The 13,556-nt window shown below is 70.7% G+C and carries 12 protein-coding genes and 1 pseudogene; 7 read left to right on the top strand and 6 right to left on the bottom strand.

The features are described 5' to 3' along the window. Positions 1-67 precede the first annotated feature (67 nt). Positions 68-1,600 carry a DUF4331 domain-containing protein gene (locus AB0N07_RS19610; protein ID WP_365836586.1) on the bottom strand — a complete coding sequence of 511 codons (1,533 nt, stop codon included), beginning with the start codon at positions 1,598-1,600 and terminating at the stop codon, positions 68-70. Between the two features lie 250 nt (positions 1,601-1,850). On the opposite strand from AB0N07_RS19610, the gene AB0N07_RS19605 reads away from it, so the two are divergent. The 3 genes from AB0N07_RS19605 to AB0N07_RS19595 all read left to right on the top strand — a co-directional run bounded on the left by AB0N07_RS19605 (position 1,851) and on the right by AB0N07_RS19595 (position 3,607). Beyond that, the gene (locus AB0N07_RS19605; protein ID WP_266953822.1) at positions 1,851-2,393 is read left to right on the top strand and encodes a sigma-70 family RNA polymerase sigma factor; all 543 of its coding nucleotides are present in this window, start codon (positions 1,851-1,853) and stop codon (positions 2,391-2,393) included. Continuing rightward, entirely contained in the window at positions 2,390-3,211 is an 822-nt protein-coding gene (locus tag AB0N07_RS19600; RefSeq protein WP_365836583.1) for an anti-sigma factor, read from the top strand. The genes AB0N07_RS19605 and AB0N07_RS19600 overlap by 4 nt, the downstream gene beginning before the upstream one ends. A 126-nt stretch (positions 3,212-3,337) precedes the next feature. Continuing rightward, positions 3,338-3,607, top strand: a complete 270-nt coding sequence (locus tag AB0N07_RS19595; RefSeq protein ID WP_115909075.1) for a hypothetical protein — start codon at positions 3,338-3,340, stop codon at positions 3,605-3,607. Positions 3,608-3,812: 205 nt separating this feature from the next. Here the strand turns inward: AB0N07_RS19595 and AB0N07_RS19590 are convergent, their stop codons facing one another. Next, the gene (locus AB0N07_RS19590; protein WP_365836581.1) at positions 3,813-4,595 is read right to left on the bottom strand and encodes an ABC transporter permease; all 783 of its coding nucleotides are present in this window, start codon (positions 4,593-4,595) and stop codon (positions 3,813-3,815) included. Further along, positions 4,592-5,540 (bottom strand): annotated as a pseudogene (locus AB0N07_RS19585) (ATP-binding cassette domain-containing protein). Before AB0N07_RS19585 ends, AB0N07_RS19590 begins: the two are co-directional and overlap by 4 nt. 63 nt (positions 5,541-5,603) lie before the next feature. On the opposite strand from AB0N07_RS19585, the gene AB0N07_RS19580 reads away from it, so the two are divergent. Beyond that, positions 5,604-6,323 carry a TetR/AcrR family transcriptional regulator gene (locus AB0N07_RS19580; protein ID WP_365836578.1) on the top strand — a complete coding sequence of 240 codons (720 nt, stop codon included), beginning with the start codon at positions 5,604-5,606 and terminating at the stop codon, positions 6,321-6,323. Positions 6,324-6,335: 12 nt separating this feature from the next. Here AB0N07_RS19580 and AB0N07_RS19575 read toward each other — a convergent pair whose 3' ends face one another. From AB0N07_RS19575 to hmgA, 3 genes are read right to left on the bottom strand one after another with little or no spacing between them, the layout of a single operon-like run. Then, entirely contained in the window at positions 6,336-7,496 is a 1,161-nt protein-coding gene (locus tag AB0N07_RS19575; protein WP_365836576.1) for a type ISP restriction/modification enzyme, read from the bottom strand. 40 nt (positions 7,497-7,536) lie between these two features. Beyond that, complete coding sequence (locus AB0N07_RS19570; RefSeq protein WP_365836574.1) at positions 7,537-8,286, bottom strand: GntR family transcriptional regulator; 750 nt, start codon at positions 8,284-8,286, stop codon at positions 7,537-7,539. 27 nt (positions 8,287-8,313) lie between these two features. After that, positions 8,314-9,675, bottom strand: a complete 1,362-nt coding sequence (hmgA, locus tag AB0N07_RS19565) for a homogentisate 1,2-dioxygenase (RefSeq protein WP_365836572.1) — start codon at positions 9,673-9,675, stop codon at positions 8,314-8,316. Positions 9,676-9,832: 157 nt separating this feature from the next. Between hmgA and AB0N07_RS19560 the strand changes: the two genes are divergently transcribed. From AB0N07_RS19560 to AB0N07_RS19550, 3 genes are all read left to right on the top strand, one after another. Next, entirely contained in the window at positions 9,833-10,438 is a 606-nt protein-coding gene (locus AB0N07_RS19560; RefSeq protein ID WP_365836570.1) for a hypothetical protein, read from the top strand. Further along, positions 10,435-11,052, top strand: a complete 618-nt coding sequence (locus AB0N07_RS19555; protein WP_365836568.1) for a TetR/AcrR family transcriptional regulator — start codon at positions 10,435-10,437, stop codon at positions 11,050-11,052. Before AB0N07_RS19560 ends, AB0N07_RS19555 begins: the two co-directional genes overlap by 4 nt. 127 nt (positions 11,053-11,179) lie before the next feature. Further along, positions 11,180-13,441: a molybdopterin oxidoreductase family protein gene (locus tag AB0N07_RS19550; protein ID WP_365836566.1), complete on the top strand. Its 2,262-nt coding sequence runs from the start codon at positions 11,180-11,182 to the stop codon at positions 13,439-13,441. The last annotated feature ends 115 nt before the right edge of the window (positions 13,442-13,556 follow it).

Below are 13,556 nucleotides of genomic sequence, written 5' to 3'. Positions count from 1 at the left end.
GCCGAAGCCCGCGGACCGGGCGGTGCCGCTCCGAAGAAGCCGCCCGGTCCGCCGGTTTGGGTGCGGACTAGTACGCGCGGCTCCGCATCCGGCGCCACCACATGAGGCCCGCGCCGATCAGCGCGATGCCGGCGGCTCCGCCACCGGCCGAGGCCGCGATCAGCGTGGTGTTGTCCATGCCGCCGGCCGACGCGGGCTGCAGCGCGTCACCGAGCTGGCTCTTGACGTCGCTGCCGCTGCTGACGCCCTTGGCGGTCGCACCGCGTGAACCGGACGTCGGGTCGGCCAGGTACGGGAAGTACTTGCCGAAGCCCTTGTCGTTCTTGTCGACCGCGTCGCCCAGGTCGTTCTTGGAGCCGACCAGTTCGCCCTCCATGACCTGGAGCGCCTCGTCGATCACGTCGTCGGTGAGCCGGCGCCCGTTCGGGAAGCCCGCGTTGTCACCGTCGAGGACGCCCAGCCGCTTCGGGGAGGCGGCCGGCTTGATGGAGGTGTTCAGGCGCAGCTCCTCGGCAGGGCGCACGTACGGCGGCTGGTTGAGGCCCTTGACGCCCTTCAGGAACACGTCGACGAGGTCGTTGCGCGGCTCCGACGGCGCCTTGATCTTGTAGATCGACTCGATGAGCTTCGGCAGCTCCGGGTTGGTCACGTTCTTCAGGAACTGCGCGTCGTACCGGGGCGACGACGCGTTGAACTTGTCCTTGTCCTTCAGCGGGTTGACGACCTCGTTGACCAGCGGGTTGCCCAGGCGCGAGACCTGCTCGTAGTAACCCCGGGTGTTCTTGCGCGAGACCGTCGACCAGACGCCGATGATCGGCTGCTTCCTGGACTCCGTGAGCATGTCCGTGGGCAGCTGCAGGGCGATCGAGTTGACGTTGTAGCCCGCGAGAGTGTCCCGGCCGACCTCGGAGAGGTTCCCGCCGTACAGCAGGTCGAAGACACGCAGGTCCGCGAAGAACGGGTCGTCGGCCTGGCCGGCGAAGGTCTGGCCGCCGTTGGGGAGCTTGTAGATCGCCTGGTCGCGCAGCTTGCCGTAGTCGGGCATCGACGCCTTGCCGACGTCCGACGGTGCCACCGGAATGTCCTCGGCGAGCCTGGTCTTCGAGACGGCCCTCCCGTACTTCAGCTTGACCAGGTCGACGTTGTACGTCTGCGTGATGTTCAGATCCGGGTCGGTCAGGTTGCTGACCACGCCCGTGTTGTACAGGAACGACTTCTTGTTCTTCGTCTGGGTGCGGAACGTGTAACGGAGCAACAGGTCATCCTGCGCGTCACCGTTGTTGTCGATGTGGATGTCGTACTGGGCGTCGTCGCCGAACTGGTAGAAGTTCGGGCCGCCCGCCGGTTCCTCGAACGGGATGAAGTTCGCGATGAGCGTCGTGGTGTCCGGCCTGTCCGGGCTGACGAACGCGTACAGGTCCGTGTTGTCGTACTGGGGCTGCCCCGAGATCAGCGGGGCCTCCCGGTGGCTGGAGGCGGAGGCCGCCCCCGGTTCCAGCGTGGCCACGCCGGCGGCCGCGAGCCCGCCGGCGGCCAGCGCACCAGCTATGAGGGTCGCGATGCTCCTGCGTCCCGCGCCGCTCCTGGAGTCAGATGTCATGCCGTCCGTCCTCAGTCCCAACTTGCCTGACGAACGCTGATTCGGAGCGGTCGCCGGAGTGGATTGGTGGAATCTCAAACGTCTTTACGGCGAACCCCTGATCTTGTTTCAGTCGAGCGGCGAAACTTCTTTGGTGCGGCGCCGACCCGCGTTTCGGGCGCGCTGATCCGTACCCCATCCGGAGGTGCGTTCGTTGCGAATGCCTGGTGTGACGGGACGGGGCCCATGCGGGCGGGGAAAGGGGGACCGAGTGGAGGCGGACGAGCTTCTGGTACTCGTGGCAGGCGGCGACCAGAAGGCATTCGAGGAGCTGTACGGCCTGGTGTCCGGTCCGGTGTTCGGACTGGTCCGCCGGGTGGTACGCGACCCCGCGCAGTCGGAGGAGGTGGCCCAGGAGGTGCTGCTCGAACTCTGGCGGTCCGCCGCGCGGTTCGACCCCGGCCGCGGCAGCGCCCTGTCCTGGATCCTCACCCTCGCCCACCGCCGCGCCGTCGACCGGGTGCGCAGCGCCCGCGCGGCCGTCGACCGCGAACAGCGCGAGGCACGCCGGGCCCACCACCCCGCCTTCGACCAGGTCACCGAGGAGGTCGAGGCGGGCCTCGAACGCGAGTGGGTGCGCCGCTGCCTGGACCGCCTCACCACTCTGCAGCGCCAGTCCGTCACCCTCGCCTACTACGACGGCTACACGTACCGTGAAGTGGCCGAGCGGCTCTCGCTGCCGCTGGGCACGGTCAAGACCCGGATGCGCGACGGACTCACCCAGCTGCGCAAGTGCCTGGGAGGTGTCGCATGAGTGTCGTCGCCCGACTGCTCGGCCGCGGGGATCTGCACTCGCTCGCGGCTCCCTATGCGCTCGACGCGCTGGAGCCCGCTGAGCGGGTCCGCTTCGAGCGGCACCTGAAGAACTGCGAGCGCTGCGCTGCCGAGGTGCGCGCCCTTGCCGAGGACGCCGTCCGCCTCGCCTGGTCCACGGCGGCCCCACCGCCGGCCGCGATGCGCGACCGGGTGCTGGCCGCCGTACGCACCACTCCGCAGGAGGCGGGGCCGGTGGCGAGGGAGCACACGCCCCAGCTGCCGCCGCATGTCTGGGGCACGCAACCGCCGCCGGGACGCTCCCGTGCGCCGCGCGAGCGCCGCCCCTTCTTCGTGCCGTTCGCCACGGCGACGGCCGCCGCGGCCCTCGTCGTCGCCTCGCTGTTCGCCGTCCAGGCGAACCGGACCCAGGACAGGCTGGACGCCGAGCGGGCCCAGGCACGTGAGATCGCCCACGTTCTCGCAGCTCCCGATGCGCGTGCGACCACCCGCAAGGACCCCCGGGGCCGAAGTATCGGAGCGGTCGCCTCCGCATCGGAGGGACAGGCGATCGTCACGCTCAGCGGATACGACGCCCTGCCCAGCGGACGCGTGCACCAGCTCTGGCTCATGCGCCCCGGTGCGCAACCACGCTCCCTGGGGCTCTTCGGGGGCGGCGACACGCCCTTGGTCGCGACCGACCTCAGCAGTTCGGCCACGTCACTCGCAGTGACCGTCGAACCCGACGGTGGCTCACCACAGCCCACCAGCCAGCCCATTGTCCAACTCGCCCTGAAATCGGTTGGATTCGGAGAGTGACCATGGAGGAGTTGTCAACACCCTTATGGGGAAGGTGAATCCTGTGACCGGGATACACGCGTGCCCCGAGGGAGCGATAGGGTTACCCTGCCCGGGCCGGGTGGACTCGTACGGGTGGGGAGTGACATGGAACAGATAACAGTGCGCAGCAGGGCCAGGGTGCCTGCTATCACCTGCGGGAGCAGCGCGACCAGTTCGCGTCTCGACCGCCATCTCTCGGTGCTGGGCGGCCCGGCCGTACCGCAGCGCGAGACGGCCGAGGCGACCTCGCTGATGCGTGAGTTGACCGCGCGTGACACCCCACGTGAGCGCAGTGCCAGCGGCAACCGGATCAGCCGTGTGCTGCTGTTCGCGCCGCTGCGTCGACTGCGTCGTTCGCTGTTCGGCGGGCGCTGAGCGAGACCGGCGCTCGTTCCGCAAGAGGCCGCGCCCGGGGCACCGCGTCGTCCGGCGCAGCGCTGCGATCCCGTCGCCCGTCATCCCCACGGCATGCAGCGACACCCGGGCGTTTGCCCGGGCGTGGCCACGTCCCCGATCCTCCGGTACGTCCCACCCGCTCCGTACCCCGAGGCAGAACCGCTCGCGTCACCGGCCGTCGAGGTCACCGCTCCCCGCGCGCGTACCTCCGCACCGCGAGCGGCAGGAACACCCCGATCAGCACGGCACACCACAGGAGCGACCCGGCGACCGGGTGTGCCACCGGCCAGGCGGCGTCCCCCGGCACCGGCGCATTGCCGAAGAGGTCCCGCAGGGCCGTCGTCACCGCACTGATCGGATTCCACTCGGCGAGCGTGCGCAGCCAGCCCGGCAGACCGTCCGTCGGGATGTACGCGTTGGACAGCAGCGGCAGCACGAACGTCGAGGCGCCGAGCTGCCCGGCCGCGTCCTCGCTCCGGGTGAGCATCCCTAGGAAGATCCCGATCGAGGTGCACGCGAACCGGAACAGGAGCAGCAGCCCCACGGCGCCCACGGCCCGGGGCGCGGACCCCTCGACCCGCCAGCCCACCGCGAGGCCGACCAGGAGCAGCGGCACCGTCCCGATCGTCGTGACCACCAGGTCGGCCACCGCCTGCCCGAGCGGCACGGCGGCCCGGCTCACCGGCATCGTCCTGAAGCGGTCCATCACGCCGCGGTGCGAGTCGGCGGCCGCCTGGAACATGCCGGTCATGAGGCCGCCCGCGGCCGTCGAGACCAGTAGCCCCGGCACCAGGAAGGACCGGTACTCGCGGCCGGGCATCGCGAGGGCGCTGCCGAAGACGTAGCCGAAGAACAGCAGCATGTTGATCGGCATGACCTGGGTGAGGATCGCCAGCCCGGGACTGTTGCGGACCCGCCGCAGCTGCCGGCCGACCATCGCGATGCCGTCGTACGCCAACGTGCTCATGCTGCGGGCTCCTTCATGTCGGTCGTCAGTCGGATGAAGGCCTCGTCGAGCGTCGGCTGCCGCAGGCTCGCCTCGAAGCAACGGCACGCCCGCCGCGTCGAGTTCGCGCACCAGACGGGGCAGGGTGAGCGTCCGGTCCCTGGTGACCGCGCCGACGGCGTTGCGTTCACGGTCGAACGACGGCTCGGCGCCGGTGAGTTGATCGAGCACTCCGGCCGCCTTCACCATCACGTCCGCGTCCGCGACGACGACCTCGGCATAGGCCCCGACCAGCGCCTTGAACTGGGCCGGCGAGCCCGTGTGCGCCACCCGTCCCCGGTCCACCAGGGCGATGTCGTCGGCGAGTCGGTCGGCCTCTTCCAGGTACTGCGTGGTCAGCAGCACCGTCGTGCCGTCGGCCGTGAGTTCGCGCACGGCCGTCCAGATCAGATTGCGGCTGGCCGGGTCGAGCCCCGTCGTCGGCTCGTCCAGGAACAGCACCTCGGGCCGGCGGATCAGGCTCGCCGCCAGGTCCAGCCGGCGGCGCATCCCGCCGGAGTACGTCGACGCCGTCCGGCCGGCGGCCTCGGCCAGCCCGAACCGCTCGAGGAGCTCGTCGGCGCGCTGCCCAGGCGCCCGCACCCGGTGCAGCCGCGCGAACAGCTGCAGGTTCTCGCGGCCCGTGAGGTCGCCGTCGACCGACGCGTACTGCCCGGTGACGCCGATCCTGCGCCGGACGGCCGCGGGCTCCCGGACGAGGTCGTGCCCCGCGATCCGCGCCGAGCCCGCGTCCGGCCGCAGCAGCGTCGTCAGCAGCCGTACGGCCGTCGTCTTGCCCGCCCCGTTCGGCCCGAGGACACCGCAGACCGTGCCCTGGGCCACCGCGAGATCCAGCCCGCGCACCGCGTGCACCTCGCCGAACCTCTTCTCCAGCCCTTCACTAAGTACAGCGTACGTAGAAGTCATGTCACGACCATAGCGCACTACGTACGCTGTACGTAACTAGCATGGTGTCCGAGGTGATGATCGATGGCGGGCCGAGCGGCGGTACCCGAAGTGATCTGGGCGCGTCCCGAGCGGACGGGCCGGGGGCCGAAGCCGGCCTACACGCGTGCCGACATCGCGGCGGCGGCGGTGAAGGTCGCCGACGAGGGCGGTCTGGACGCGGTGTCGATGCGGCACGTCGCGGCCGAGCTGGGCTGCGGGACCATGTCGCTGTACAACTACGTCCCCCGCAAGGAGGACCTGTACGAGCTGATGGTGGACGCGATCAGCGGCGAGCACGAGGTGTGGGAGCCGTCGGGGGACTGGCGGGACGACATGATGAGGGTGGCTCGTCAGACCCGCTCGCTGATGCACCGGCATCCCTGGCTGCCGCGGCTGATGTCACCCGTGTACGGGTTCAGCCCGAACGCCCTGCGGTACCTGGAGCACTGTCTGGCCTGTCTGGATCCGCTCGACGGCATGAAGTACGGCATGAAGATGCAGTTGGTCGGGCTGCTCAACGGCGTCGTGACGATGTACGTGGCCAATGAACTGGCCACGGCCGAGCGGACGCGGAACCTGCCGTGGTCGGAGGAGCAGGAGAACGCGGTGCGGATCGCGTATCTGGGAGGCCAGGTCGCGAGCGGGGCGTATCCGCGGATGGCCGCGGCGTTCACGGAGGATCCCGGGCCGATCGATCTGGACGCCGTCTTCGAGGTGGCGCTGGAGCGGGTGCTCGACGGGTTCGATCCCGAAAGGCGCTAGATCAACACGGCGCTAGACCAACGCGAACTGGCCTTCCGGGCCTTCCTCATGGTGATCGAGGACGGATGCCGGCTTCCGTGCCGCCTCCGTCGGGGGGAGTACCCCTGCCTTGTGCAGCTCGCCGACCGTGATCGGGGCGGTGACCGTCAACTCGTCCTGCTGCGGCCGCAGTTCCGCCAGCAGTGCCAGGACCGTGATCAGTTCCAGCAGCTCGGAGGTCCATGCCTGGGGCCAGGCCGACGGGCGGATCGCCGTCAGGGTACCGGGCTCCGGGTCCGTCGTCCGTGCCGTGAACCAGTGCTCCAGGACCCGGACGCCAGACGCCTCGAAGTCCCAGGCCTCCGGTGGTACCGGGGAGATGCGGCCCTCGTCGAGGAGCAGGGTTTCCTCGTCGCGGTCGTAGGCGATCGTGAGGGGGCGGGAGGGCAGTGGGGCGCGGACGTATGGGCGGCGGCCTCCCGGGAGTTTGGGGCGGTCGCCGTTGCGCCGCATCAGCCAGAGGATGCGACGGCCCAACTCCACGCCGTGCGACCAGAGTTCGGTGTCCTCGGTGAGCGGGACCGTCAGGTCCGGGCGTACCGTCGCCAGGGTCCAGGCGAGGAGGTCCGGCGGGGTGGGGGAGTGGCCGAGGCGGGTGCTGAGGTGGTCCAGCAGGCCCGGGGCCAGGTTGGGTTCAGTGCCGCCGGGGCGGCGGTAGAGGGGGCGGATGCGGCCGGGGCGCAGGAGGGGGAGGTGGGAGGTGGCCAGGAGGTGCGGGCCGGTGCTGTCCGTGGCCGTCTCGGTGACGAAGACCTGGTGTTCGTCCGCCACCCGCCACAGCTCGGGGCGGGCCGCGTCGATCAGGCGGTGGTCGGGGACCAGCCACTGTTCGTCGAAGGGGGCGTGCAGGACGCGTACCGGCTCGGGGCAGGGGCCCGACGTGTGGATCAGTTTCTCGGTGCCGCTCGACTGGCCCGGCAGCTGGCCGACCGCCGAGCGCAGGGTGCGTGAGCGGGTCGACTCGAACAGGGCCTCACGGTCCGGGCCCCCGGCCTTCATCAGGGCGTCCCAGCGGGCCTTCAGGGATGCGGCGTCGGGGCCCGTCGGCCACCCCCGGCCGAGCCGCGGCGGTGCGACGGACCACGGCATGAGGTCCGCGAGCAGCGGAGCGTCGTCGTGCGTCACGCTGGGCATCGTACGACCTTCCGCCGACAGGCACCGGGGGCCGGTGACGTCATGTGGCGTCCAAGGTCACCGTGAAGGAGAAGCGGTCGCCGCGGTAGTGGATGACGGCCACGTCCAGGACGCGTCCGTCGCCGTCGTACGTGACGCCCGTGTAGTGCAGGATCGGGCTGAGCAGCGGGACTTGGAGCAGACGGGCCGTCTCCGGGTCGGCCAGCCGGGCCTCCACGGTGTCCGTGATACGGCTGATGTCCGCCCGGACGATGTCGCGCAGCACCCTGGTCATCGGCCGGCGCACCAGGTCGGCCGGGTCGAAGCGGGCGGCCAGTTCGGGACGGACGTAGTTGCGGGCGTGGTTGGTCGGCTCGCCCGTCTTCTCGTCGCTGCGCAGCCGGTGGTACGTGGCCACCTCGCCGGTCTGAGGGAAGTACTCGGCGAGTTCGGGCGGCACGGGCGCGCTGCCGTGGTCCAGCAGCTCCGTCACCATCCCGGACTGCTGGGCCACGATCGCGTCCACCGAACCGAGCAGCCGGACCGGGGCACCCCGCAGGGCGTCGGGCTCGATGAACGTGCCCCGGCGGCGGTGGCGCGTGATCAGGCCCTCGTCCTCCAGCTCCTTCAGCGCCTGCCGCATGGTCAGCACGCTCACCCCGTAGTGCCCCGCCAACTGCTCCTCGGTGGGCAGTCGCAGCGGGTCCTGGGGTGAGCGGCCGAGTATCGAGGCGCGCAGGGACTGCGACACCTGGTACCAGAGCGGCAGCTTGCGGTTCAGGACGATCGAGTCCGGGGCGAAGGAGGTCACGGGCCTATCCGTACCGGTCGTACGCGATCAGTGCAACGGGCGGAAATGCCGCTCGAGGCCCTGCCACACGTCGTCGTAGCGCTGCTGCAGGTGCTCCGCGTCCGCCGCGTGCGGGGTGAGCGTGACCGGCCAGCGGGTCTCGAACATGAACGCCAGCCCGTCGTCCACCTTCTGCGGCTTCAGCTCGGCCGCGCTCGCCCTGTCGAAGGTCTCCCGGTCCGGACCGTGCGCCGACATCATGTTGTGCAGCGAGCCGCCGCCCGGCACAAAGCCCCCTGGACCAGCAGTCTTGGCGTCGTAGGCGCCCTCGATCAGGCCCATGTACTCGCTCATCACGTTGCGGTGGAAGTACGGCGGCCGGAAGGTGTCCTCGCCCACCAGCCAGCGCGGCGCGAAGACGACGAAGTCGACACCGGCCAGGCCCGGGGTGTCGGACGGCGACGTCAGCACCGTGAAGATCGACGGGTCGGGGTGGTCGTAGGAGATGCTGCCGATGACGTTGAAACGGCGCAGGTCGTAGACGTAGGGGACGTGGTTGCCATGCCAGGCGACCGCATCGAGCGGCGAGTGGTCGTAGACGGCCGTCCAGAGGTTGCCGCAGAACTTGTTCACCACCTCCACGGGGCCCTCCACGTCCTCGTAGGCGGCGACGGGAGCCTGGAAGTCGCGGGCGTTGGCGAGGCCGTTGGCGCCGATCGGGCCCAGGTCGGGCAGTTGGAAGGGCGCGCCGTAGTTCTCGCACACATAACCGCGGGCGGAGGGATCCAGCAGCTCCACACGGAAGCGCACCCCACGAGGAACCAGCGCCACATGTCCCGGCTCCACATGCAGCAGCCCGAACTCGGTGCGCAGCAGCAGCCCGCCGCGCTCCGGGACGATCAGCAGCTCGCCGTCCGCGTCGCTGAAGACGCGCTCCATCGAGGAGTTGGCGTGATACAGGTGCACGGCCATTCCGGTGCGCTGGGTGGCGTCACCGTTGCCGCCCAGGGTCCACAGGCCGGCCAGGAAGTCCGTCCCGGCCACGGGCTCGGGCAGCGGGTTCCAGCGCAGGCGGTTCGGGTCGGGGACCGACTCGGTGAACGGGGCGGTACGGATCGCGCCGTTGTCCGTGCGCGTGAACGCCGGGTGCGCGGCCGACGGGCGGATGCGGTAGAGCCAGGAACGGCGGTTGTGGGCCCGCGGCTCCGTGAACGCCGTACCGCTGAGCTGTTCCGCGTACAGCCCGAGCGGCGCACGCTGTGGTGCGTTGCGGCCCTCGGGCAGGGCACCGGGCACGGCCTCGGAGCTGTGCTCGTTGCCGAAACCGGAGAGGTAGGCCAGCCCTTCGGCCGTCTTGCGCGCTCCCCCACGCTCGAACCCGCTCGCGCGGGAGGTACCCCCATCGCTCATCATCGCTCCCTCGCGACTGGCTTCTGATTCCTATGTAACACCGTAGGATTGCGGTTTCGCGTGCGCAAGGGGGTCCTGGGGCCTCCTCATCAGGGAGGAACGGGAACCAGACTCCAGGGGGATCCGAGTGTCGGAGGGGTGTTCTAGTCTCCCGGGCATGTCGTGGACGCGGGGTCTTCCAGTCGCGCTCGCGGTCTGTGTCCTGCTGTTGACCGGATCCGTGAGCTGTGGCTCCAGTCATGCGCACGAGGGGAAGGACGGCGATTCCATCTCGCCGGTCGGCAAGCTCCTGGACAACACGGACAAGCAGGGGCGGCACTACCGTGAAGTGAAGAAAAAGGGTGCTCCCGAGGTCGGGATCGAGGTGCAGCCGGACTCCGGCAAGACCTGGGACGTGTATCTGACCGTCCACAACTTCCGCTTCTCGCCGCGCGGTGCCACGTCGCGCGCGACGGCCGGCCGCGGTCTCGCATACGTCTTCGTCGACGACCGGCTCGTCACCCGGCTCCGGGGCCTCACCTGCCGTCTCCCGGCCAGGTTCGTGCCGCGCGGCACGCATCACGTCACCGCCCGGCTGTACGCCGACGACGGCACCGTATGGGCCGTGCAGGGCCGCCCCGTGGAGAGCACGGCCGACATCACGGCCTCGGAGGCGGCGGGCGCGCCGAGCGCCACTCCGGGGGCGACCGCACCGAGTGCATCCGGCACCCATGTGCATGCCGGGGGGCGAGGTTCACCGCAGCGCTCCGGAACGGCATCATGAAGCCTGTGCCCCACGCGACATCGCTACGCCGAGCCCCCGTGCAGCGACGCAGTGCCGAACGGCTGACCCGGATCCTCGACGCCTGCGCCGACCTCCTCGACGAGGTCGGCTACGACGACCTGAGCACCCGGGCCGTGGCCCTGCGTGCAGGAGTCCCCATCGGCTCGGTCTACCGCTTCTTCGGCAACAAGCGGCAGATGGCCGACGCCCTCGCCCAACGCAACCTCGAGCGCTTCACCGAGCAGGTCACCGAGCGGCTGAAGACGGCCGGCGACGGAGGCTGGCGCTCGGCGATGGACGCCGTCCTCGACGAGTACCTGGCCATGAAGCGCACCGCGCCCGGCTTCTCCCTCGTCGACTTCGGCAACCAGATCCCGGTCGGCGCCCGCAGCGCGGAACCCAACACCCGTGTCGCCGACCGCCTCACCGATCTGCTCTCCGGCTACCTCGACCGGGAGCCGGACGACGATCTGCGCCGTACCTTCCTGATCGCCGTGGAGACCGCCGACACCCTGGTCCACCTGGCCTTCCGGTTGGCCCCGGAGGGCGACGAGAAGATCATCGAGGAGGCGCGGGAGCTGCTGCGGGCGTATCTGGTGCGCGTGCTGGACTGAGATCCCGCAGGGCCGCGGCCCGCGGATTTCCGACCTCACCCCCGAAGAGGCCTCCCCTCCATGCATACCGGTCGGTATGCTCGGCCGCACAGTACGAGCGTCACCGTCGCCGCCACCGGGAGGACCCGTGTCCCGCACCGCCCTGCGAATCTGCCCCCTGTGCGAGGCCACCTGCGGGCTGACCCTCACCATCGAGGGCACCCGTGTCACCGGCGCCCGCGGTGACCGCGAGGACGTCTTCAGCAAGGGGTTCATCTGCCCCAAGGGCGCCTCCTTCGGTGCCGTCGACGGTGACCCCGACCGGCTGCGCACTCCGCTCGTGCGCAAGGACGGCGAGCTGCGCGAGGCCACCTGGGAGGAGGCCTTCGACGCGGTCGCCGCCGGGGTCCGCACGGTCGTCGAGCGCTACGGTCCGAACGCGGTGGGCGTCGTCCTCGGCAACCCCAACGTCCACACCATGGCCGGTGCCCTCTACCCGCCGGTGCTGCTCGCCGGCCTCGGCACCCGAAGCGTCTTCACCGCGTCCACGGTCGACCAGATGCCCAAGCACGTCTCCAGCGGACTGCTCTACGGCGACGCCAACGCCATCCCGGTGCCGGACCTGGACCACACCGACCACCTGCTCCTGATCGGCGCCAACCCCCTGGAGTCCAACGGGAGTCTGTGCACGGCCGCCGACTTCCCCGGCAAGCTCAAGGCCCTCAAGGCCCGCGGCGGCACCCTCACCGTCATCGACCCGCGCCGCACCCGCACCGCCAGGCTCGCCGACCGCCACATCGCGATCCGCCCCGGCACCGACGCGCTGCTCCTCGCGGCGATGGCGTACACCCTGTTCGAGGAAGGCCTCGTCGACACCGGGGAGTTGACCCCGCACCTCGAGGGTCTGGACGAACTGCGCGCGGCCATGGAGGACTTCAGCCCCGAGGCCGTCGCGGGCGCCTGCGACGTGGACGCCCCCACCATCCGCATCCTCGCCCGCGAACTCGCCGCCGCCCCCACCGCCGCCGTGTACGGCCGGATCGGCAGCTGCACCGTCCCGCACGGCACCCTGGCCAGCTGGCTCGTCGACGTCCTCGACATCCTCACCGGCAACCTCGACCGTCCCGGCGGCGCCCTCTTCCCGCAGGCGGCCACCGACCGCACAGCCCGCCCGGCCGGACCGAGCCACGGCTTCGCGCTCGCCCGCTGGCACTCCCGGGTGAGCCGACACCCAGAGGCGAAGGGCGAGTTGCCGCTCTCGGCGCTCGCCGAGGAGATCGACACCGCGACCGAGGAGGGCGAGCCGATCCGCGCCCTCATCACCTCCGCCGCCAACCCCGTGCTCTCGGCGCCCGACGGCGACCGCCTCGACAAGGCCCTGGGCTCGCTGGACTTCATGGTCAGCATCGACCCGTACCTGAACGAGACCACGCGCCACGCGACCGTCGTCCTGCCGCCGCCCCCGCCCTCGCAGAGCCCGCACCACGACTTCGCGTTCAACACCCTCGCCGTACGCAACCAGGTCCGCTACACCCGCCCCGCCGTCCCCCTGGAGCCCGGCCGCCTGCCCGAGACCGAGATCTTCGCCCGGCTGATCCTGGCCGCCACCGGCATGCACGGCGCCGACCCGTCCGCCGTCGACGAACTGGTCATCGGGCAGACCCTGGGCAAGGCGGTCAAGGAGCCCTTCTCGCCCGTCCACGGCCGCGACCCGAAGGAACTGGCCACGCAGCTCACCGGCGTGAGCGGTCCCGAGCGGCGGCTCGACATGATGCTGCGCCTCGGCCCCTACGGCGACGGCTTCGGCGTACGACCGGACGGGCTGAGCCTGGAGCGGCTGCTCGCGCATCCGCACGGCATCGACCTCGGTCCGCTGCGGTCGCGTCTGCCGCAGCCCCTGAAGACCAGGAGCGGCAAGGTCGAGCTGCTGCCCCAGCCGATCGCCGACGATCTGCCGCGACTGCGGGCGGCCCTGGACCGGCTCCCGGACGAACTCGTCCTCGTCGGCCGCCGGCATCTGCGCTCCAACAACAGCTGGATGCACAACGTCCCGGCCCTCACCGGCGGCACGAACCGCTGCACGCTGCACATCCACCCGGAGGACGCCGAGCGGCTCGGCGTGCGGGACGGGGCGGCCGTACGCGTGAAGGGCGCCGGGGGAGAGGTGACCGCCCCCGCCGAGGTCACGGACGCCGTACGTCCGGGCGTGGTGAGCCTGCCGCACGGCTGGGGCCACGACCGGCCCGGCACCCGGATGAGCCATGCCGCCACCGACCCCGGGGTCAACGTCAACCAGCTCCTCGACGGCAGCCTGCTCGACCCGCTGTCGGGCAACGCGGTCCTCAACGGAGTGCCCATCGAGGTCGCCGCAGTCGCCGCCGTGTCCGAAAAACTCAGCCCGGTGACCTGAGCGAAGCCGTGACCTGGGATTTTGCGCTTATTGCTCGCAGGTCAACGTCTTGTTAACGCCGTTTGAACGGACCTAACGTCGTCGCACCGCCTGCCCGGTGGGATGTTCAAGGGCG

This window comes from Streptomyces sp. NPDC051172 (assembly GCF_040682555.1).
Classification (GTDB): domain Bacteria; phylum Actinomycetota; class Actinomycetes; order Streptomycetales; family Streptomycetaceae; genus Streptomyces.
The sequence above is the reverse complement of the archived record's forward strand: the minus strand, read 5'-3'. Positions and strand labels throughout refer to the sequence as shown.